Origin of the sequence: Pseudomonas sp. GCEP-101 (assembly GCF_025133575.1) — a bacterium.
In the GTDB taxonomy this organism is placed as follows: domain Bacteria; phylum Pseudomonadota; class Gammaproteobacteria; order Pseudomonadales; family Pseudomonadaceae; genus Pseudomonas; species Pseudomonas nitroreducens_B.
The window spans coordinates 4408061-4425646 of sequence record NZ_CP104011.1 but is presented as its reverse complement, the minus strand read 5'-3'; the positions used below and the strand labels follow the sequence as shown (position 1 = coordinate 4425646).

Below are 17586 nucleotides of genomic sequence, written 5' to 3'. Positions count from 1 at the left end.
TCCGCGATGGGCATCCGCAAACGCCCCCGCTACCGCTGCATCGCCTGCGCATACCCCTTGGGCGAGAAGCGCAACGTCACGCCCAGCATCAACACCACCGACACCGCCAGCAGGACCCACGACGCCTGGAAGCTACCGGTGCTGTCGCGCAGTGCGCCGGTGATCCAGGGCACGATGCCGGTGACGATGAAGCCGACGCCCTGCACGAACGCCGCCAGGCGCCCGGCGGCGCCGGCATCGGCGAGGTGGTCGAGGGTCAGCGTCAGGCTCAGGGCGAAGCAGGCGCCCAGGCCGTAACCGATCATCGCTACCCAGAGGCCCGGCAGGTGCAGCGGCGCGGCGATAAGCCCGGCGAAGCCGGCGAGCTGGATCAGCAGGCACAGGCACAGCCAGCCCCGGCGGTCCAGGGAGCGGCGGATCAGCAGCGGAATGCTCAGCGCGGCGATCACCTGGAAAATGGTCATCAGGCCGATCAACTGGCCGCTGGCCTGGGCCGTCCAGCCCAGCTGGCGGTAATACACCGGCAGCCAGGCCACCATGCTGGTGTAGCCGCCATTGATGAGGCCGAAGTACAAGGCCAGCAGCCAAGCGCGGCGGCTGCCGAAGTAGTGCTGCGCCTTCTGCCGGGGCGCCGCGGCGACCGGTACCTCCCGCGGGCGCGCCACGGTCCACAGCAGCAGGCCGACGACCGCCAGCAGCAGCCAGGCGCCCAGGCCATCCTGCCAGCGCTGGAAGTGTGCCGACACTACCGGCGCCAGCACCGCGGCGCTCCCGCCGCCGGCCATCAGCGACGCCGAATACAGGCCCATGGCGGACGGCACCTTGTGCGGGAACCAGCGCTTGATCACACCCGGCACGAACGCCTGGATCACCGCCACGCCGCAGCCTGCGAGCACCGCGCTGGCGATCAGGGCGACGCCGCTGTCCAGCAGCAGCCGCCAGAAGCACGCCGCGCCGATGGCCAGCAGGCCGACCACCATGCCCCGGCTCTCCCCCAGGCGCGGGCCGAGCCACGGCAGGCCCAGCGCGAACAGGCCCATGCACAGCACCGGCAGTACGGTGAGCATCGACAAGCCCTGGAAGCCCAGGCCGGTGGCGTCGTGGATATCGGCCAGCAGCGGGCCGATGGAGGTGAGGATCGGTCGCAGGTTGATGCCCAGCGCAACGATCACCAGCAGGCCGACCCAGCCGGCGGAGTGGCTCCGCTCCGCCGCCTCGCCCTGCGCGGGCACGGCTGTACCGCGACTCACGAGCGCCGCTCCTGCCAGCGCTCGTACAACCCGTCCTCGCCGCTGGGGCGCAGGGCAAGCAGCGGCAGAGCCTGCCATTGCGGCGGCTGGGTCATCTGCTGGTAGACGGCGGCCGTCGACAGCCCGAACGGCTCGCCATCGTCGTTGGAATAGGCGAAGTACGCGCCCGCCACGCCGCACAGGTGCATGGCCGCCAGGCACATGGGGCACGGATGGCCGCTGGCGTAGATCACGCAGCCCTCCAGGCGCGGCGACGCCAGGTGCGCCGAGGCTCGGCGGATCGCCAGCAGCTCGGCGTGGGCGGTGGGGTCGGCATCGAGGTGGATCGAATTGGCGGCGCGGGCGATCACCCGGCCGTCCTTGACCACGAGGGCGCCGAACGGGCGGCCGCCGGCCTCGATGTTGTCGCGGGCCAGTTGCAGGGCCTCGCGCATGAAGACTTCGTGTGACATGGCAGTTTTCCAGTGGATCAATGCGCGCCGGCGGCTTCCAGCATCCTGGCGATGGTGGTCTGGTTGCGCTGGCGGGCGTGTTGCAGCGGCGTGACGCCGTCGTGGTCGGCCAGGTTCAGGTTCGCCCCGGCTTCGATGAGTTGTTTGACGATGGCCTGGTGACGCGGGCCGCCGTCGCTGAGCAGGATGGCTTCGAGCAGCCCGGTCCAGCCCAGCTTGTTGACGTGATCGGGATCGACGCCGGCTTTCAGCAGCGCCGCCACCACGTCCACATGGCCGCGCTCGCAGGCCGGGATCAGCGCCGTGCCGCCATAGCGGTTGGTGCTGCGCAGGTCGGCGCCGTGGGCCAGGGTCAGCTGGAGGATGCCCAGTCGCCCTTCGGCGCCGGCCAGCAGGTAGGCGCTGTCGTGGATGCGGTTCTGCCGGTTGACGTCGGCGCCGGCGGCGACCAGCAGCCGTGCCACCGCCAGGCGATCCTGCGCGGTGGCCAGCAGCAGCGGCGTGTTGCCCTGGGCGTCGGTGACATCCACGGGAACACCGCGCGCCAGCAGCGCCGCGACCTCGCTGTCACGGCCGCTGCCCGCGGCCTTCAGCAGGGCGTCGGCGGCGGCGCGGCTGCGCACGTCCTCGGTCTGGATGGTCGGTTCGGCCTGTTCGGTCGGTATGTCCATGGGCGCTCCCCCGCGATGGCTGTGGTACCTCGACTCAGGTGCAGTCAATGGCCCGCAGTATGACGAAGGGATGTTCTATGCTGAAATTAAATAGAAACATGACTTCCAGTGGGAATCGAAATGCTTGACCCCAACCTATTGCGCAGCTTCGTGATGGTGGTGGATGCCGGCAACTTCACCCGCGCCGCCGACCTGCTGCACCTCACCCAGTCCACCGTCAGCCAGCAGATCCTGCGGCTGGAACAGAGCCTGGGCTGCCGCCTGCTGGACCGCAGCCAGCGCCAGGTGCTGCCCACCGAACAGGGCGAGCGGTTGCTCGGCTATGCGCGGCGCATCCTCGAACTCGGCTCCCAGGCGCGCGAGGCGCTGAGCAGCGAGCACAGCGAAGGCGTGCTGCGCCTGGGGATGCCGGAAGACTTCGCCGGCGAACGGATGATGCCGCTGCTGGCGGCCTTCAGCGCCGAACGTCCACGCTTGCGCCTGGAGGTTTCCAGCGGGCTCAGCCAGGAGCTGCTGCGCCAGTACCGCAGCGGCGAGCTGGACCTGGCGCTGGTCAAGCAATGGGGCGCGGACAGCGATTGCCTCGCCCACTGGCCCGAACCCCTGGCCTGGCAGGACAGTGCCGCCACGCCGGCTGCCGCACGCGACCCGCTGCCGCTGGTGGTATTCCCCCTGGGTGCGCTGTATCGCCAGGAAATGATCCACGCCCTGGAGGCCGGCGGCCGACGCTGGCGCATCAGCTACAGCAGCGCCAGCCTGGCGAGCCTGTCGGCGGCGGTGGCGGCGGGCATGGGCGTCAGCCTGCTGCCCTTGCGCGGGCGTCACGAAGGTCATCGGGTACTCACCGTGCGCGACGGCTTCGCGCCCATCGAGGGGCTGGAGCTGGCGCTGTATGCGCGTCCGGAGCTGGGCAGCGCCGGGCGCAGCCTGTGCGAGCAGTTGCGTGCGCTGTGCACGCAGCTGGCGGCCGTCACACCGGCGGACTAGGAGGCGCCCGCCGGCGCGCCGAGACGTTCGATCAGTTGCTCGGCCGGCACCGGCTTGCCGAGCAGGAAGCCCTGCAGCGAATCGCACCCCAGGCGCGTGAGGAAGTGCTGCTGGCCGGAGGTTTCCACCCCCTCGGCGACAATCCGCAGGTCCAGCGCCTGGCCCAGGGCAACGATGGCCGAGACGATGGCGGCATCGTCGCTGTCCTGCTCCAGGTCGCGGACGAAGCCGCGGTCGATCTTCAGCTCGTTGGCCGGCAGGCGCTTCAAGTACAGCAGGCTGGAGTAGCCGGTGCCGAAGTCGTCGATGGAGAGGTCCACCCCCATCTGCGACAACCTGCCGAGGATTTCCAGGCTGGAGTCGGCATCGCGCATGGCGGTGGTCTCAGTGATCTCCAGGGTCAGGCAGCGCGCCGGCAACTGGTGGCGCGCCAGCGCGTCGGCCACCGACTGCACCAGCGCGGCATGGCAGAACTGCAGGGCCGAGAGGTTCACCGCCACCCGCCAGCTCTCGCGGCCCTGCAGGTACCACTGGCGCATCTGCCGGCAGGCTTCGTCCAGCACCCAGTCGCCGATGGGAATGATCAACCCGGTGCGCTCGGCCAGGGCGATGAAGGTGTCGGGCATCAGCAAACCGCGTTGCGGATGCTGCCAGCGCAACAGCGCCTCGGCGCCGATCGGCTCGCCGCTGGCGGCGAACTTGGGCTGGTAATGCAGGGTGAACTCGCGGCGCTCCAGGGCCGCGCGCAAATCGTGGAGCAGTTGCAGGTGGTTGCGCGCGTTGGTGTTCATCGACTGTTCGAAGAAGCTGTAGCCGTTCTTGCCGTTGCCCTTGGCGTGGTACATCGCCGCGTCGGCGTTGCGCAGCAGTTCCTGCTGGCTGGCGCCATCGCCGGGGTAGACGACGATGCCGACGCTGGCGGCAATGCGCAGTTCCTGCCCGGCGATCTGGAACGGCTGGGCCAGCAGGCTGATCTGCTGGCCGGCGAGGGTCACCGCATCCTCGGCGTCTGCCAGCTCGGCGAGCACCACGAACTCGTCGCCGCCGATCCGCGCCACGGTGTCTTCGCTGCGCAGGCTGTCGCGCAGGCGCTGGGCCACGGCCTTGAGCAACAGGTCGCCGACATGGTGGCCGAAGGCGTCGTTGACCGGCTTGAAGCCGTCGAGATCAAGGAACATCAGCGCGAAATGCCCGCCGCTGCGCTGCACCTTGCCGATCAGCTGCTCGATGCGGTCCTCCAGCAGGATGCGGTTGGGCAGGCGCGTGAGGTTGTCGTGCAGGGCGAGCTGGGTCAGCTCCTGGTTGGCCAGCGCCAGCGACGAGGTGAGCTGCGCGGTGCGCGATTCCAGGCGCGCGTCGAGCACCGAGGTGAGCAGCGCGATGCCGATCACCGCCAGGGTGACGATGATGATCAGCAGCGCCAGCCAGTCGCTGTTCAGCCCGCTGGGGGAGGCACCGCAGAAGCTGCCCAGGGGGAAGCGCGCGGCGGCCATGCCGGTGTAGTGCATGCCGACGATGGCCACGCCCATCACCAGCGCAGCGCCGGCGCGGGCCAGGCGCACAAAGGGGGTGTTGTGGCGCAGGCGGAAGGCGATCCACAGCGCGGCGCCGGAGGCGGCCACGGCGATCAGCAGGGACAGGCCGAAAAGGGTCGGGTCGTAGTCGATGCCCGGCTGCATCAGCATCGCGTGCATGCCCAGGTAGTGCATGCTGCTGATCCCGGCGCCCATCGCCAGCGCGCCGCAGACCAGTTGCCAGAGCGGCAGGCGGTCCTGGCTGACCAGCGCCAGGGCGAAGCCCGAGCTGAGCACGGCGATGGCCAGCGACAGCAGCGTCAGGGTGAGGTCGTAGCCCAGCGGGATCGGCAGGCTGAAGGCGAGCATGCCGATGAAGTGCATCGACCACACGCCAATGCCCATGGCCACCCCGCCCCCGCCGATCCACAGCAGCACCGGCCAGCCGCGGGTCGTGACGATGCGGCCGGCCAGGTCCAGGGCGGTGTAGGACGCCAGCATGGCGACGCACAGCGAGATCAGGACGAGGGCGGGATCGTAGCTACCGGTAAGCATGGGGATTCTCTGCAGGACTCACGCGCTGAAGGCTACGCACGGTCCCTGCGCGCAAAAAGTCCCGGATTCTAACGAAATCCCCTGCGCCGCCACTACTGGCCAGTGGCCCTGTTCGTCGCCTATTGCGCGCCGTCCTCGGGCGTCAGGCAGCCCTGGGCCATCCACGGGCAGGTACGCGCCCAGGTAAAGCCCTTCTCCCGTGCGCCTTGCGGGTCGTAGTAAGCCAGTTGCAGGCCCTGCGCGGTGAAGGCCAGCCGGGCGAAACCGTGCTGCTCGACGGCGAACAGCGTGCCGTCGGCCGGTTCCCTGGGCTTGAGCCCGTCCAGGGTCTGGCCGCCGCCGCCGGAAACCAGCCAGGCCGGTTCGCCCGGGCGGACGATGACTTCCTGGTTGTGCTCATGGCCGGACAGGTACAGATCCACGCCACTGCGCTGCATGGCTGGCAACAATTGCTGCAGCAAGGCGCTGTCCTCGCCGTGCTTGCCGCCACTGCTGCGCAGCGCGTGGTGCGCCACCACCATTTTCCACAGCGGCGCCGGGCCGGGCGCGGCGAAGGCCTCCTGCAGGAAGTCCGCCTGGTGCTGGCGGCCGGCGCCATCGGCATTGGTATCCAGGAACACCACGCGCAGCAACGGACGCCCGTCCACTTCGCCAAAGTCGCGGGTGTAGAACGGCGCCGGCATCTGCCAGCGCCCCGACCCCATGTGCTGGCGGGCGTAATCCAGCTCGACGACGGAGGAATCGGGGTAATCGTGGTTGCCCAGCACCGCGTAGAACGGCACGCGGCTGAGCCAGCGGCCGTGGTAGACGCGTTCGAACTTGAGCTGCCAGGCCGGGTCGCCGACGCCGCTCAGGGCCTTGCCGTAGAAATTGTCGCCCAGCAGCAGGACCATGTTCAGCCCGCCTTCGCTTTCGGCGACGCGCTCCATGCCCTCCGCCACGCGCCATTGCTGCAGGTCGCCGCTGCCCTGGTCGCCCAGCGCCATGAGGGTGACCCGGGTGGGGTCCTCGCCCTGCAAGGGCGCGTAGGGCGCCGGCGGCACCAGCACCATGAAACCGGCCAGGCAGCCGACCACCAGGATCAGCACGGCCAGTGCCAGCAGCAGGTAGCGTCGGCGAATCCGAGGGCCAGGGCGGGACGCGGGCAGACGCGGGGACATGACAACCCTCGGGTGAAGAGCGGCGAGGGAATCAGTGAAGCACCGCGAAGGTTAATTCCGCGTTAACGAAATGTCGCCTATACATGCAGGCAACCTGCCCCGCCCTGGACTCGCCATGCCCCCGCAACGCCGCCATTTCCTGCTGCTCCTCGTACTGGGCGGCCTGCTGTTTTTCGGCGCGCTGGGCAATCATCAGTTGCAGGGTTCCACCGAGCCTCGGGTGGCGGGTATCGCCATGGAGATGCACCTAGACGGTGACTGGGTGACCCCGCGCCTGAACGGTGTACCGTTCCTGGAAAAACCGCCGCTGAGCCTGTGGCTGGACGTGGCCGCCATCCGCCTGTTCGGCCCCACGACCCTGGCCGTGCGTCTGGCCTCGGCGTTTGCCGGGCTGTTCTGCGTGCTGCTGCTCTACGGCGTGCTGCGGCGCGTCGGCCGCCCCGCGACGCTCGCGCTGCTCGCCTCGCTCCTGCTGATGACCCTGGCAAGCTTCTGGGCCAATGCGCGCCAGGTCGGCGAAGACGCGCTGCTCACCCTGGGCGTGACCCTGGCGCTGCTGGCCTTCCTGCAAACCTGGCTCACGCCGCCGGGGCGCATGCGCCATTGGCTGGTCTTTGCCGTGGGGATCGCCATCGCCACCCTGAGCAAGGGCGTCCTGGGCCTGGCCCTGCCCGGCGTGGTGATCTTCGCCTGCCTGCTGTGGGACAGCCTCGCCCAGCGCCGGCTGAAGGTCCTGGCGTGGCTGCGCCCCTTGCTCTGGACGCTGGCCGCCCTGGTGCCCCTGCTGGTCTGGCTGCTGTTTCTCTACCGCGACGGCGGCAGCGCGGCCCTGCGGGAAATCCTCTGGACCAACAGCGTCGGGCGCTTCGATGGCTCGTTCAGCGAGGCCGGGCACTTCGAGCCGTTCTACTACTACCTGGTGCGCCTGCCGCAAGCCTTCCTGCCGTGGAACATCCTGCTCTACCTGGGGCTGTGGCATTTCCGCAAACGCCTGGCGCGGGACCGCTACCTGCTGTTCTTCTGCCTGTGGTTGGCGGCACAGTTCGCCCTGCTCACCCTCGCCTCGAGCAAACGCATGGTCTACCTGATGGCGCTGGCCCCGGCGGCCGCCGTGATCGCCGCCGAGTACGGCCACGCCCTGCTGGCGCGCTGGCAGGCCCGCGCCACACCCCGGATGCGCAGCGCCGCCGTGTGCCTGGCGCTGGTCGTGCCCGCCAGCTACCTGAGCTACGCGATCTGGATCGAACCCCGCGCCGACCGGCAGGAATCCTTCCTGCCGTTGACCGAGCGGATCCGCCAGCACCAGATGGCCGGCCGCCAGGTGGCGTTGTTCCAGCCCAGCGAACGCCTGGCCGGCGCCGGCGTGTTCTACAGCCGCAGCCTGCTGCCGGCGCTGCAGAGCCGCGAAGAGCTGATGAGCTTTCTCGACCAGCCGGGCGAGCACATCGCCCTGCTGGAAAGCGAAACGGTGCCGCAGGCGCCGCTGAGCGTGCTGCAGCGCTTCCGTGTCGGCGAGCGCGACTACTACTTCGTCGGCCATCAATAAGCGCGAGATTGCCTCAGGGCCGCCCGTTCCGGCCCGCAGCGGCTACCCTTAGCATCGCCACCGCCCGCACAGGAGCCGCTTCCCTTGGCGAAGCAACCCTCGACCCTCACCCTGCCGTTCCGCCGCCTGGCCAACCCCTACACCCGCTACCGCTACGCCGCCTGGATCCACTGCGTGCGCGTAGGCCTGGCGCTGCTCGCCTCGATGCTGCTGACCAGCGCGCTGAAGCTCCCCCACGGCCTCTGGGCCTCGATCACGGTGCTGGTGGTGATGGGCGGGCTGGTGCACCAGGGGACGATTCGCGGCAAGTCCTGCGAACGGGTGGTCGGCACGCTGGTCGGCGCGGCGCTGGGGCTGTGCGTGATCGCGATCTACGACCAGAGCCGTTCGCTGCTCCTCACCTACCTGACCATGTCGGTGCTGGGGGCGGCCTCGGCCTTCTATGCCATCCGCCGTCCCGGCTACGTCGCGCTGCTGGCGGGGATCACCCTGTGCATCGTCGCCGGCCCCGGCGAAACCGGCTGTGGCGCTCGGCCAACGTGCTGATCGGCGTCGCCGTGGCCCTGCTGTTCTCGCAGATCTACCCGCTGCGCGCCGTCTACGTCTGGCGCTACCTGCTCTCGGACAACCTGCGGGCCTGCGCGCGGATGTACGGGCAACTGTCCTCCAACCACGATTTCACCGCCGAGCATTTCGCCCGCCAGCTGGAGGAGCTGGACCATCGGCTGGTGGCGGCCCGCGCACACCTGGGGCCGGTCTCGCGGGAGACGGGCATGCCGCTGCGCGAGCTGGAGATCATCCAGCGCATCCACCGCGCGATCATGGGCACGCTGGAATCGCTGATCGCCTCGCGGCAGTTCGCTGCCGAGGCCGGGGAGATAGAACCGGTGCCGGCCAGTCTCGACGCGCACCGGCAGATCATCGGCCGCCTGCTGCTGCAATCGGCCCATGCGCTGAAGTTCAGCCGCACCAGCAAACTGGTGCAGGCCTGCCAGGGCCTGGACAACCTCCCGGCGCGGCCGCACAACCTGACCGACTCCTTCGAGAAGCAGGGCTTCTACTGGCTCACCTTGCGCCTCTACGAACAGGTGGAGATGCTCTCGGAAAAGCTCGCCAGCACCGCCGACCACTGGAACATCCAGAGCCGCGACCGGAGCTGAGCCCGGCCGCGCTGCTGTTATCGGGTGCCCATCAAGCCCCGAAGCCGCCGTCGATGGTCAGGCTGGCGCCGGTGATGTAACCGGCTTCCGGGCCGGCCAGGTAGGCGACGAAGGCGGCGATTTCTTCCGCACGGCCGTAACGCCCGACCGCCATCAGGTCCATCAGCGAGGCGGCGAAGTCGCTGTCCGCCGGGTTCATGTCGGTATCCACCGGGCCGGGCTGCACATTGTTCACGGTGATCCCGCGCGGGCCGAGGTCCCGGGCCAGGCCCTTGGTCAGGCCGACGATGGCCGACTTGCTCATCGCGTACACCGCGCCGCCGCCGAAGGGCATGCGGTCGGCGTTGGTGCTGCCGATGGTGATGATGCGCCCGCCCTGCCCCATGTGCCGCGCGGCGGCCTGGGTGGCGACGAAGACGCTGCGCACGTTCACCGCCAGGGTGCGGTCCAGGTCTTCCAGGCTGAAGTCTTCCACCGGGGCGATGGCCAGCACGCCGGCGTTGTTTACCAGGATATCGATGCCGCCCAGGCGCTGGGCCGCGGTGTCGATGGCGTGCTGCACGGACGCCGCGTCGCCGCTATCGGCCTTCAGTGCGAGGGCGCGGCCGCCGGCGGCTTCGATGCTGGCGGCGAGGTCGTCGGCCTTCTGCGCCGAGCTGACGTAGGTGAAGGCCACGGCGGCGCCTTCCTGGGCCAGACGCTGCACGATGGCGGCGCCGATGCCGCGGGAGCCGCCCTGGACGAAAGCGACTTTGCCGGCCAGGGGTTGGTGGGTGTGGGTGGTGGTCATGGGGTATCTCCAGAATCAGGGGGTGGGTGAGTTCGACGGGGCCAGTTTCGCGCTTGGACTCGTTACTCGGTAGCCAGCAATCGCTATATTCAGTCGATACCAAACGTCCGGAATGCCACCCATGGAAAGCCTGATCAGTATCGAATGCTTCGTCCGCAGTGCCGAGGCCGGCAGCTTCGCCGCCGCCGCGCGGCGCCTGGGGCTGACCCCGGCGGCGGTGAGCAAGAACGTGGCGCGGCTGGAAAACAACCTGGGCGTGCGGCTGTTCCAGCGTAGTACCCGCAGCCTGACCCTGACGGAATCCGGCGAACGATTTCTCGAGGAGGCCGGCGGCGGCCTGGCCAGCCTGCAGAGCGCCATCGCCAACCTGGCCAGCGCCGACGGCCAGCCCAGCGGCGTGCTGAAGGTGAGCATGGGTCTGGTGTTCGGCCGCGACTACATCCTGCCGCTGCTGGGCGACTTCCTCGACCGCTACCCGGCGATCCGTCCGGACTGGCATTTCGACAACCGCCAGGTCGACCTCATCGCCGAAGGTTTCGATGCCGCCATCGGCGGCGGTTTCGAGCTGCCGCCCGGCGTGGTGGCGCGCACGCTGTGCCCCGCGCACCTGGTGCTGCTAGCCTCGCCGGCCTATCTGGAGGCGCGCCCGGCGATCCGCTACCCCTCGGACCTGCCCAGCCACGACGGCATCCGCATCCGCTCGCCGCAGACCGGCCGCGTGCGCCCCTGGCCGTTGACCAACCGCCAGCAGGCCCAGGCGCCGATCGCCCTGAAGGAGCGCATGACCTTCAGCGACCCGGAAGCCGCCTGCGTCGCGGCACTCATGGGCCTGGGCGTCACCCTGGTGAGCATGCAGCACGCCGTGCCCTACCTGGACAGCGGCCGCCTGCTGCGGGTGCTGCCGGAGTGGTACGTGGACGCCGGCAACACTGCGCTGTACTACGCCGCGCAGAAGCTGTTGCCGGCGAAGACGCGGGTCTTCGTCGACTACGTCATCGAGCACTTCCGCGGCCACGGCCTGGAGCGCAGGTTCAGCGCGATCTGACGGGCGACACGGCGGATTGGCCTTTGCCTGACACGGGTCAGAAATGAATTGAATTCGCAGGGCAAACGCTTGTCGATCATTAGCAAGCTACCGTAATTTCGAATTTCTTCGATTCGGCATTCGAGATGCAAGGAGAACCTGCATGAAAAAATATGCCCTGCTTCTGGCCATGGTGTTTTCCGTACCGGCCTTCGCCGACAGCGCGCTGTGCGACGGCAACCTGCAGCAGATCAACGACTTCCTCAAGACCGCGAGCCCGAACGCCACCGGCGTGAAAGTGAATGCGGTCCACGAGTACCTCGCCAAGGCCGAGGCGGCGAAAAAGGCCGGCGACTACAAGGAATGCGTCAACCAGTCCAGCCAGGCGCTGCGCGTGATCAAGAAGCCCGCCAACCGCTGATTCGCGCTGGAAACGAAAAAGCCCCGCCTAGGCGGGGCTTTTTCATGGCGGCGAATCGGCTCAGCCGCAGGAAACCTGCTTCACCACCTGGTTGTCATCGACATCGATGTTCAGGCGCTGCGAGTTGTATTCCATGGTCACCGGCTGGTGCGGGGTGAGCACGCGGGCGACGGCGGCGCCGGCGTCGCGGCGGGCCTCTTCGGTGAGCGTCGGGGTGACGATCTTGCCGACGATCGACTGCACCGCCTTGGCGTTGCAGGTGCCGGTCATAGCCGGCGGGTTGTCCGCGGCCGGCGGCGCGGCATCGGACGAGGAATCCTTGGAGCTGCAACCGGCCAGCGCGGCGGCAGCGAGAAGCGACACGAGCGTCACTCGATTGAAGGGCATGGAAGTCTCCCTGGTTCCTGGAAAAAAGAGCTCGGAAAGAGCCTGGAAAAAAGGCTCCGAGGAAAAGCTCGGAAACGCGAAGGGCGCCACCTTACCAGCCAGCAGGGCCCAGCAGCGCACCGATGTATTGCAAGCTGATGCACGCAGTCGACCTCACGAAACCGTACGGCGCCATTTACACAACCTTTACACCGGCGGCGTTACGATTCGATCGAGGCCGATGTCTCATAGATACCTGGTTCCTCGCCGGGTTCCTCAGGAGGTGCATCATGCTTCACCGTCTCCCCCAGATCGCCCTGCTCTGCGCTGGCCTCGCCGTCGCCGGTCAGGCGGCGGCCAATAGCAACACCGATGCCGCTGCGATAGGCGCCGTGGTCGGTGCTGTTATCGGGGGTGCAGTGGTCGCTGGGTCGCAACCCGCGCCGGCGCCCTATTACGCTCCGCCGCCCCCCGTGGCCTATTACCCGCCGCCGCCGGTGTACTACCAGCCGGCACCGGTCTATCAACCGGTTTACCAGCCGGTCTACCGCCCTGTCGTGGTGGTGCCGGGCCCGCGCTACTACGGTCCGCCCCGCTACTATGGCCCGCCGCGTTATTACGGCCCGGCCTACTACGGCGGCCATTACCGTCACTGGTAAGCCTGCACGACCTAAGACCCCGCCTGAGCGCGGGGTCTTTTCATTCAGCCGCGCAGCCGGATGCTGCCGGCCAGTTCCTCGAACAGCGTGACCACCGCGCGCAGCGCCCGGCAGTCGGGGCGGGTCAGCAGCCAGAGATGGGTACTGCAGCCGGGCAGTTCCGGCTCCAGCACCTGCAGGCCGTCGCCGGGGCGCAGCAGGAACGCCGGCAGCGCCGCCAGGCCAAGGCCTGCACGGCACAGGTCGAGCACCGAGAGCATGCTGTTGCAGCGATAGGCCGGCACCACGGCCGGGAACACCTGACGGCGCCAGGCCACGCTGGAGTGGTCGGGGAGGAATTCGTCCGGAGCGATCCAGCTCAGCTCCTGCCAGGGCCGCTCGCCCTGTTCCGCGAGGTAGTCGCGGTGCGCGCAGAGCACGTAGTGCACCTCGCCCAGGTTGCGCCCGACCAGGTGTTCCGGCGGCGCGCTGGTCAGACGCAGGGCGATGTCGGCGTCGCGGCGGCTGAGGTTGGCGAAGGCATTGGAGGTGGTCAGCTCCAGGTTCAATGCGGGATAGCGCTTCATGAAGCGCGCCAGTGCCGGCAGCAGCAGGCCTTGCAGTACGGTGTCGGAACAGGTCAGGCGCACCGTGCCGCTGAGCACGTCGTGGCCTTGCTCCAGGCCCAGGCGCGCCGCTTCCAGGGCCTGCTCGGCCAACTCCGCCTGGGTCGCCAATTGCTGCGCGGTGGCGGTGGCCAGGTAGCCGTTGCGGCCCTTTTCGAACAGCGCGGTGCCCAGCGCCTTTTCCAGCCGGCGCACGGCGCGGAACACGGTGGAGACGTCCACCGCGAGCAGCTCCGCGGCCCGGGCCAGGCTGCCGCCGCGCACCAGCGCCAGCACCAGCGCGAGATCGGCGTATTCCAGACGGTATTGCATCGACGCACTCCAAGGTTGCGCGACCGCCCATTTTCGATTGCGCCTGCGCAACTATAAATTGCCTCCCAAAGGCCCGCCAGAGGGCTCCGACGCCAGGGGGAGCAAAAGATGGGAAAACGTCGTAAAGCACTGCGGATCGGGCTGATCGGCGACCGCGACAGCCGCGTCACCGCCCACTGGGCGATTCCCCTGGCGCTGCAGCAATCGCTGCTGCCGCACTCCGGCACCCTGCGCATCGACTGGCTGGACACGCCGCGCCTCGCCGAAGGGCTGGATCTGGACGTTTACGCGGGCTTCTGGTGCATTCCCGGCAGCCCCTACCGGGATACCGACGGCGCGCTCCGGGCCATCACCTTCGCCCGCGAAAACCAGGTGCCCTTCCTCGGCACCTGCGGCGGCTTCCAGCACGCCCTGCTGGAGCGCGCGCGCAACGTCCTAGGCTGGCAGGACGCCGCCCACGCGGAAACGGACCCGGAAGCGGCGCGCCCGGTGGTGCACGCCCTGCCCTGCTCCCTGGTGGAAGTCAGCGAAACCATTCGCCTCGCCGCCGGTTCGCACCTGGCGGCTATTTATGGCGTACCCCAGATCCGCGAGGGCTATCGCTGCAGCTACGGGGTCAATCCGGCGTTCCAGGATGCGCTTTTCGGGGGCTCGCTGCGCGCCTGCGCCCACGGCGAGGATGGCAGCATCCGCGCGCTAGAAGCCACCGACCATCCGTTCTTCATTGCCACCCTGTTCCAGCCCGAACGCAAGGCGCTGGCCGGCATCGCCGTGCCGCTGGCCGAGGCGCTGCTTTCGGCCGCATTCCGCCATCAGTCGAGCCTGGAAACCAGCCGCGAAACCCGCCAGATCGGGAGCCCCGCATGATCGCCAGCACCCCGCAGCCACCCTACTACGCCGTGACCTTCACCTCCTACCGCACCGAGCTGGACGACGGCTACGGCGCCACCGCCGAGCGCATGCTGGAACTGGCCGCGCAGCAGGACGGCTTCCTCGGCGTGGAGTCCGCCCGCGGCGCCGATGGGCTGGGCATCACGGTGTCCTACTGGCGTGACGAAGCCGCGATCCGCCAGTGGAAGCAGCAGGCCGAGCACCGCATGGCGCAACAGGCCGGTCGGCGCGACTGGTACAGCGCCTTCCGCGTGCGCATCAGCCGGGTCGAGCGCGAATACGGCTTCGAACGCTGAGCGACCCGTTCTGGCCCAGACACGACATGCCGGGTTCGATGCCCGCCGCACATCGTCTAGGCTGGTCCCCATTGAGCAAAGGGGGACCGACGCATGCACCGACAAGCCCGTGAACTGCAGGCCGCCTACCTGGGCGAAGTCCGCGGCGAGAACTTCTTCCTCGGCCTGGCCGAGCAACTGCCGGAGGGGGCGTCCTCGATGCTCCTGCTGGCGCGACTGGAGCGCCAGACCGCCCTGCGCATGGCGCGACTGCTGCAACGCCACGGCCTGCCGCTGGGCGACACCGCCCATGCCGCCGCCCAGGGCCGCCAACGTGCCGCCGACTGGCGCGGGCTCGACTGGCCGCAGACCCTGGAGAAGCTCGAAGTGCTGGTGGAACCCTACGTCCAGCGCTACGACGACCTGGCCGTCGCGGGTGACGACGATGACCGCGACATCCTCGACGACCTCGCCGAGCACGAACATGCGCTGCTGGAATTCACCCGCCTGGCCCGGGAAGGCCAGATGAACGCGGCTAAGGCCGCCATCACCCGCCTGCTGGCCGTTCCGGCCTGAGGCCGACAGGGAGCACATCCATGGCACTTTCGCCCTTCCACCTGGCCATCCCCGTCTACGATCTCGCCCTGGCCCGGCGCTTCTACGGCGAGGTGTTCGGCCTCGCCGAAGGCCGCAGCAGCGCGCAATGGGTGGACTTCGACTTCTTCGGCCACCAGTTGGTGATCCACGAGCACCCGCGCACCGCCAGCCAGGAAGCGGCGCACACCAACGCCGTGGACGGCCACGACGTACCGGTGCCGCACTTTGGCGTGGTGCTGCCGTGGGAGGACTGGGAACGCCTGGCGCAGCGGCTGCGCGAGCGCGGCACGGCGTTCGTCATTGAGCCGCACGTACGCTTCCAGGGGCAGGTAGGCGAGCAGGCGACGCTGTTCCTCTTCGATCCCTGCGGCAACGCCCTGGAATTCAAGGCCTTCAAGGACATCGGCCAGCTGTTCGCACGCTGACACGTCCGTCATCGCGACTGGATTTAACTTTCACCGCTCAAGGAATTCCCCTACAGAGTCTTTCCCTGATCCTTTCTAGGATGGCGCCGTCACTTGCTCCACGAGGTTATTCGACGTGCGCCCTCTCCTTCACTGGCTGCCTCTTCATCTGCTGTTCGCGCTGGGTACGACCACCGTCCTGGCCGATGATTTCGACGCCCCGGCCTGGCGCCGCCTGGAGTCCAACGCCGTGGTGCGCGCATACAGCCACGCGGGCTTCGCGCCTGCGCAACGTCTGCAGGAGGCCGCCGCCAGCCGCGTCGGCGATTCGGCCCAGCCGGTTGACCCGCAAACGCTCACGGCCGAGCAACGGGGCGCCCTCGCCCGCCTCACGGTGCTGCGCAAGCAATTGGCGCCGTTCAGCCCGGTGGATACCTCGCTCATCGTCGCCCGCGCCCACGAACTGATCGGCACGCCCTATCGCTGGGGCGGCACCACCGAGGAAGCCGGGTTCGATTGCAGCGGGCTGCTGGTCTACCTGTACGGCAGCATCGCCAAACGCCAGCTGCCGCGCACCACCGCGTCGATGATCGCGCAGCGCCGCAACACCGTGAGCCGCAACGAACTGCGCCCGGGCGATGCGGTGTTCTTCAACCGCAACGGCAGCGGGCGGGCCAGCCACGTCGGCCTGTACATCGGCGACGGGCAATTCATCCACGCCCCCAGCAGCGGCAAGACCATCCGCATCGACTCGCTGGCCAACACTTACTGGCAACGCAGCTACACCACCGCCCGACGCTTCAGCGGGTAACGCCGCGCCTGGGCCTGCGAGTCACCGCCAGCGACTCATTCGGAATATTCCCACGCACTTTCGGTCGGCAACCAACTCTCATTGCCTGACGAGGTTCTTAACATGGTCGGCTTCGTTTCCCTGCTGCGATGTTCCAACGATGCGTCCGTTCCTTGTCCTGACCACCTCCCTGCTGCTCGCCCTGACACTGACGCCGTGTCAGGCCAAAGAGAACCGCAAAGTCTCGCACTACAAGGAGAGCCGGAAGGTCTCGGTATACAAGGACACGCGCCCCGTCTCGGCCTACAAGGCCACCCGTATCGCCTCGATCTACAAGGCCGCCAGCCTGCCTGGCGCTCAGCACGCCCGCGACTTCAATCGCAACACCGTGCGCAGCGGCCTGGCCAGCGCCCAGGGCAGCCGCATGCACGCCCTGCGGGCCGCCGGCAACGCGCGGGTGGTTGCCCGCGCCCGGCAACTCATCGGCATCCCCTATCGCTGGGGCGGCACCTCCGAAGAAACGGGCTTCGACTGCAGCGGCCTGCTGGTCTACCTGTTCCGCACGGAACTGGGCGTGAGCCTGCCACGCACCACCGGCGAAATGATCCAGGACGACGACAGCAAGCATGTCAGCCTTGCCCAGCTCAAGCCCGGCGATGCGGTGTTCTTCAACCGCAACGGCAGTGGCAACGTCAGCCACGTCGGTCTCTATATCGGCAACAACCAGTTCATCCATGCCCCCAGCACTGGCTCGAGCATCCGCATGGACTCGCTGGACAACAGCTACTGGCAACGCAGCTTCACCACAGCCCGCCGCTTCCTTGGCTGAACACCCCCTACAACCTGCCGACGGAGAGCCAGCCATGCCACGCCTGATGGTCGAGATCGTGCGTTATACCGAAGAGTGCTTCCCTGGCTGGGCCGAGTGCCGCCTGATCGATGCCTGTGGCCGCGACTGGCGCTTCCTCAAGCCGCGCTCACGCCTGCGCACGGCCAGTGCCGATGACCGCCTGCCGGCGATCGGGCAGATCGACTGCGAAGTACTGGAGCGCCTGGATGGCGTGGCGCTGGTCAGCACCGCGTCGCCGCGCGGGGTGAAATCCCTCGATGGACAAAGCCACTTCCGGATTCCGCTGACCGCGCTGATCGACGACTGA

22 protein-coding genes are annotated in these 17586 nt (G+C 68.4%); 14 read left to right on the top strand and 8 right to left on the bottom strand.

All coding sequences use genetic code 11. The annotated features are described in order from the left end of the window. Nucleotides 1-29: 29 nt before the first annotated feature. Genes N0B71_RS20295 through N0B71_RS20285 form a run of 3 tightly spaced genes read right to left on the bottom strand, consistent with a single transcriptional unit; the run spans nt 30 to nt 2373 of the window. Nucleotides 30-1250, bottom strand: coding sequence for a CynX/NimT family MFS transporter (locus N0B71_RS20295; RefSeq protein ID WP_259754531.1), 1221 nt, complete (start codon nt 1248-1250; stop codon nt 30-32). Next, nucleotides 1247-1702: a nucleoside deaminase gene (locus N0B71_RS20290; RefSeq protein ID WP_259754530.1), complete on the bottom strand. Its 456-nt coding sequence runs from the start codon at nt 1700-1702 to the stop codon at nt 1247-1249. Before N0B71_RS20290 ends, N0B71_RS20295 begins: the two co-directional genes overlap by 4 nt. A gap of 17 nt (nt 1703-1719) precedes the next feature. Further along, nucleotides 1720-2373 (bottom strand): ankyrin repeat domain-containing protein, encoded by a 654-nt coding sequence (locus N0B71_RS20285; protein ID WP_259754528.1) that lies wholly within the window; start codon nt 2371-2373, stop codon nt 1720-1722. A 120-nt stretch (nt 2374-2493) separates the two neighbouring features. Here N0B71_RS20285 and N0B71_RS20280 point away from each other — a divergent pair, with 120 nt between their 5' ends. Beyond that, on the top strand, nt 2494-3360 hold the full coding sequence (locus N0B71_RS20280; protein ID WP_259754527.1) for a LysR substrate-binding domain-containing protein: 867 nt from the start codon (nt 2494-2496) through the stop codon (nt 3358-3360). Here N0B71_RS20280 and N0B71_RS20275 read toward each other — a convergent pair. After that, complete coding sequence (locus tag N0B71_RS20275; RefSeq protein ID WP_259754526.1) at nt 3357-5429, bottom strand: putative bifunctional diguanylate cyclase/phosphodiesterase; 2073 nt, start codon at nt 5427-5429, stop codon at nt 3357-3359. The two genes, N0B71_RS20280 and N0B71_RS20275, sit on opposite strands and share 4 nt — an antisense overlap. Before the next feature lie 119 nt (nt 5430-5548). Beyond that, nucleotides 5549-6589, bottom strand: coding sequence for a metallophosphoesterase (locus tag N0B71_RS20270; protein WP_259754525.1), 1041 nt, complete (start codon nt 6587-6589; stop codon nt 5549-5551). A 115-nt stretch (nt 6590-6704) separates the two neighbouring features. Here N0B71_RS20270 and N0B71_RS20265 point away from each other — a divergent pair, with 115 nt between their 5' ends. The 3 genes from N0B71_RS20265 to N0B71_RS20255 all read left to right on the top strand — a co-directional run bounded on the left by N0B71_RS20265 (nt 6705) and on the right by N0B71_RS20255 (nt 9295). Then, entirely contained in the window at nt 6705-8135 is a 1431-nt protein-coding gene (locus N0B71_RS20265; protein WP_259754524.1) for an ArnT family glycosyltransferase, read from the top strand. An 84-nt stretch (nt 8136-8219) separates the two neighbouring features. Next, nucleotides 8220-8681 (top strand): FUSC family protein, encoded by a 462-nt coding sequence (locus N0B71_RS20260; protein ID WP_259754523.1) that lies wholly within the window; start codon nt 8220-8222, stop codon nt 8679-8681. After that, complete coding sequence (locus N0B71_RS20255) at nt 8627-9295, top strand: hypothetical protein (protein WP_259754522.1); 669 nt, start codon at nt 8627-8629, stop codon at nt 9293-9295. Before N0B71_RS20260 ends, N0B71_RS20255 begins: the two co-directional genes overlap by 55 nt. 31 nt (nt 9296-9326) lie before the next feature. Here the strand turns inward: N0B71_RS20255 and N0B71_RS20250 are convergent, their stop codons facing one another. Continuing rightward, complete coding sequence (locus tag N0B71_RS20250) at nt 9327-10085, bottom strand: 3-oxoacyl-ACP reductase family protein (protein ID WP_259754521.1); 759 nt, start codon at nt 10083-10085, stop codon at nt 9327-9329. Nucleotides 10086-10206: 121 nt separating this feature from the next. Between N0B71_RS20250 and N0B71_RS20245 the strand changes: the two genes are divergently transcribed. Then, nucleotides 10207-11130 carry a LysR family transcriptional regulator gene (locus N0B71_RS20245; RefSeq protein ID WP_259754520.1) on the top strand — a complete coding sequence of 308 codons (924 nt, stop codon included), beginning with the start codon at nt 10207-10209 and terminating at the stop codon, nt 11128-11130. Between the two features lie 142 nt (nt 11131-11272). Next, on the top strand, nt 11273-11530 hold the full coding sequence (locus N0B71_RS20240; protein ID WP_259754519.1) for a hypothetical protein: 258 nt from the start codon (nt 11273-11275) through the stop codon (nt 11528-11530). A gap of 60 nt (nt 11531-11590) precedes the next feature. Here the strand turns inward: N0B71_RS20240 and N0B71_RS20235 are convergent, their stop codons facing one another. After that, entirely contained in the window at nt 11591-11917 is a 327-nt protein-coding gene (locus tag N0B71_RS20235; RefSeq protein WP_259754517.1) for an I78 family peptidase inhibitor, read from the bottom strand. 269 nt (nt 11918-12186) lie between these two features. On the opposite strand from N0B71_RS20235, the gene N0B71_RS20230 reads away from it, so the two are divergent. Beyond that, nucleotides 12187-12555 (top strand): hypothetical protein, encoded by a 369-nt coding sequence (locus N0B71_RS20230; RefSeq protein ID WP_259754516.1) that lies wholly within the window; start codon nt 12187-12189, stop codon nt 12553-12555. A 44-nt stretch (nt 12556-12599) separates the two neighbouring features. Here the strand turns inward: N0B71_RS20230 and N0B71_RS20225 are convergent, their stop codons facing one another. After that, nucleotides 12600-13472 carry a LysR family transcriptional regulator gene (locus tag N0B71_RS20225; protein ID WP_259754514.1) on the bottom strand — a complete coding sequence of 291 codons (873 nt, stop codon included), beginning with the start codon at nt 13470-13472 and terminating at the stop codon, nt 12600-12602. Between the two features lie 108 nt (nt 13473-13580). On the opposite strand from N0B71_RS20225, the gene N0B71_RS20220 reads away from it, so the two are divergent. The 7 genes from N0B71_RS20220 to N0B71_RS20190 all read left to right on the top strand — a co-directional run bounded on the left by N0B71_RS20220 (nt 13581) and on the right by N0B71_RS20190 (nt 17586). Then, a complete protein-coding gene (locus tag N0B71_RS20220; RefSeq protein ID WP_259754513.1) occupies nt 13581-14339 on the top strand; it encodes a CTP synthase C-terminal region-related (seleno)protein in 759 nt (252 codons plus the stop codon). Continuing rightward, complete coding sequence (locus N0B71_RS20215) at nt 14336-14659, top strand: antibiotic biosynthesis monooxygenase family protein (protein ID WP_259754511.1); 324 nt, start codon at nt 14336-14338, stop codon at nt 14657-14659. Before N0B71_RS20220 ends, N0B71_RS20215 begins: the two co-directional genes overlap by 4 nt. 93 nt (nt 14660-14752) lie before the next feature. Further along, the gene (locus N0B71_RS20210) at nt 14753-15214 is read left to right on the top strand and encodes a hypothetical protein (protein WP_259754509.1); all 462 of its coding nucleotides are present in this window, start codon (nt 14753-14755) and stop codon (nt 15212-15214) included. A gap of 20 nt (nt 15215-15234) precedes the next feature. Continuing rightward, entirely contained in the window at nt 15235-15660 is a 426-nt protein-coding gene (locus tag N0B71_RS20205) for a VOC family protein (protein ID WP_259754508.1), read from the top strand. Nucleotides 15661-15775: 115 nt separating this feature from the next. Beyond that, entirely contained in the window at nt 15776-16450 is a 675-nt protein-coding gene (locus N0B71_RS28185) for a C40 family peptidase (protein WP_311197166.1), read from the top strand. A gap of 139 nt (nt 16451-16589) precedes the next feature. After that, nucleotides 16590-17258 (top strand): C40 family peptidase, encoded by a 669-nt coding sequence (locus tag N0B71_RS28180; protein ID WP_311197165.1) that lies wholly within the window; start codon nt 16590-16592, stop codon nt 17256-17258. Nucleotides 17259-17292: 34 nt separating this feature from the next. Further along, the gene (locus N0B71_RS20190) at nt 17293-17586 is read left to right on the top strand and encodes a hypothetical protein (RefSeq protein WP_259754507.1); all 294 of its coding nucleotides are present in this window, start codon (nt 17293-17295) and stop codon (nt 17584-17586) included.

Excerpts from the sequence above, each read along its gene's own strand:
- N0B71_RS20290 (WP_259754530.1), bottom strand. The coding sequence starts at position 1,702 with ATGTCACACGAAGTCTTCATGCGCGAGGCCCTGCAACTGGCCCGCGAC.
- N0B71_RS20285 (WP_259754528.1), bottom strand. The coding sequence starts at position 2,373 with ATGGACATACCGACCGAACAGGCCGAACCGACCATCCAGACCGAGGAC.
- N0B71_RS20280 (WP_259754527.1), top strand. The coding sequence starts at position 2,494 with ATGCTTGACCCCAACCTATTGCGCAGCTTCGTGATGGTGGTGGATGCC.
- N0B71_RS20275 (WP_259754526.1), bottom strand. The coding sequence starts at position 5,429 with ATGCTTACCGGTAGCTACGATCCCGCCCTCGTCCTGATCTCGCTGTGC.
- N0B71_RS20270 (WP_259754525.1), bottom strand. The coding sequence starts at position 6,589 with ATGTCCCCGCGTCTGCCCGCGTCCCGCCCTGGCCCTCGGATTCGCCGA.
- N0B71_RS20265 (WP_259754524.1), top strand. The coding sequence starts at position 6,705 with ATGCCCCCGCAACGCCGCCATTTCCTGCTGCTCCTCGTACTGGGCGGC.
- N0B71_RS20250 (WP_259754521.1), bottom strand. The coding sequence starts at position 10,085 with ATGACCACCACCCACACCCACCAACCCCTGGCCGGCAAAGTCGCTTTC.
- N0B71_RS20245 (WP_259754520.1), top strand. The coding sequence starts at position 10,207 with ATGGAAAGCCTGATCAGTATCGAATGCTTCGTCCGCAGTGCCGAGGCC.
- N0B71_RS20240 (WP_259754519.1), top strand. The coding sequence starts at position 11,273 with ATGAAAAAATATGCCCTGCTTCTGGCCATGGTGTTTTCCGTACCGGCC.
- N0B71_RS20235 (WP_259754517.1), bottom strand. The coding sequence starts at position 11,917 with ATGCCCTTCAATCGAGTGACGCTCGTGTCGCTTCTCGCTGCCGCCGCG.
- N0B71_RS20230 (WP_259754516.1), top strand. The coding sequence starts at position 12,187 with ATGCTTCACCGTCTCCCCCAGATCGCCCTGCTCTGCGCTGGCCTCGCC.
- N0B71_RS20225 (WP_259754514.1), bottom strand. The coding sequence starts at position 13,472 with ATGCAATACCGTCTGGAATACGCCGATCTCGCGCTGGTGCTGGCGCTG.
- N0B71_RS20220 (WP_259754513.1), top strand. The coding sequence starts at position 13,581 with ATGGGAAAACGTCGTAAAGCACTGCGGATCGGGCTGATCGGCGACCGC.
- N0B71_RS20215 (WP_259754511.1), top strand. The coding sequence starts at position 14,336 with ATGATCGCCAGCACCCCGCAGCCACCCTACTACGCCGTGACCTTCACC.
- N0B71_RS20210 (WP_259754509.1), top strand. The coding sequence starts at position 14,753 with ATGCACCGACAAGCCCGTGAACTGCAGGCCGCCTACCTGGGCGAAGTC.
- N0B71_RS20205 (WP_259754508.1), top strand. The coding sequence starts at position 15,235 with ATGGCACTTTCGCCCTTCCACCTGGCCATCCCCGTCTACGATCTCGCC.
- N0B71_RS28180 (WP_311197165.1), top strand. The coding sequence starts at position 16,590 with ATGCGTCCGTTCCTTGTCCTGACCACCTCCCTGCTGCTCGCCCTGACA.
- N0B71_RS20190 (WP_259754507.1), top strand. The coding sequence starts at position 17,293 with ATGCCACGCCTGATGGTCGAGATCGTGCGTTATACCGAAGAGTGCTTC.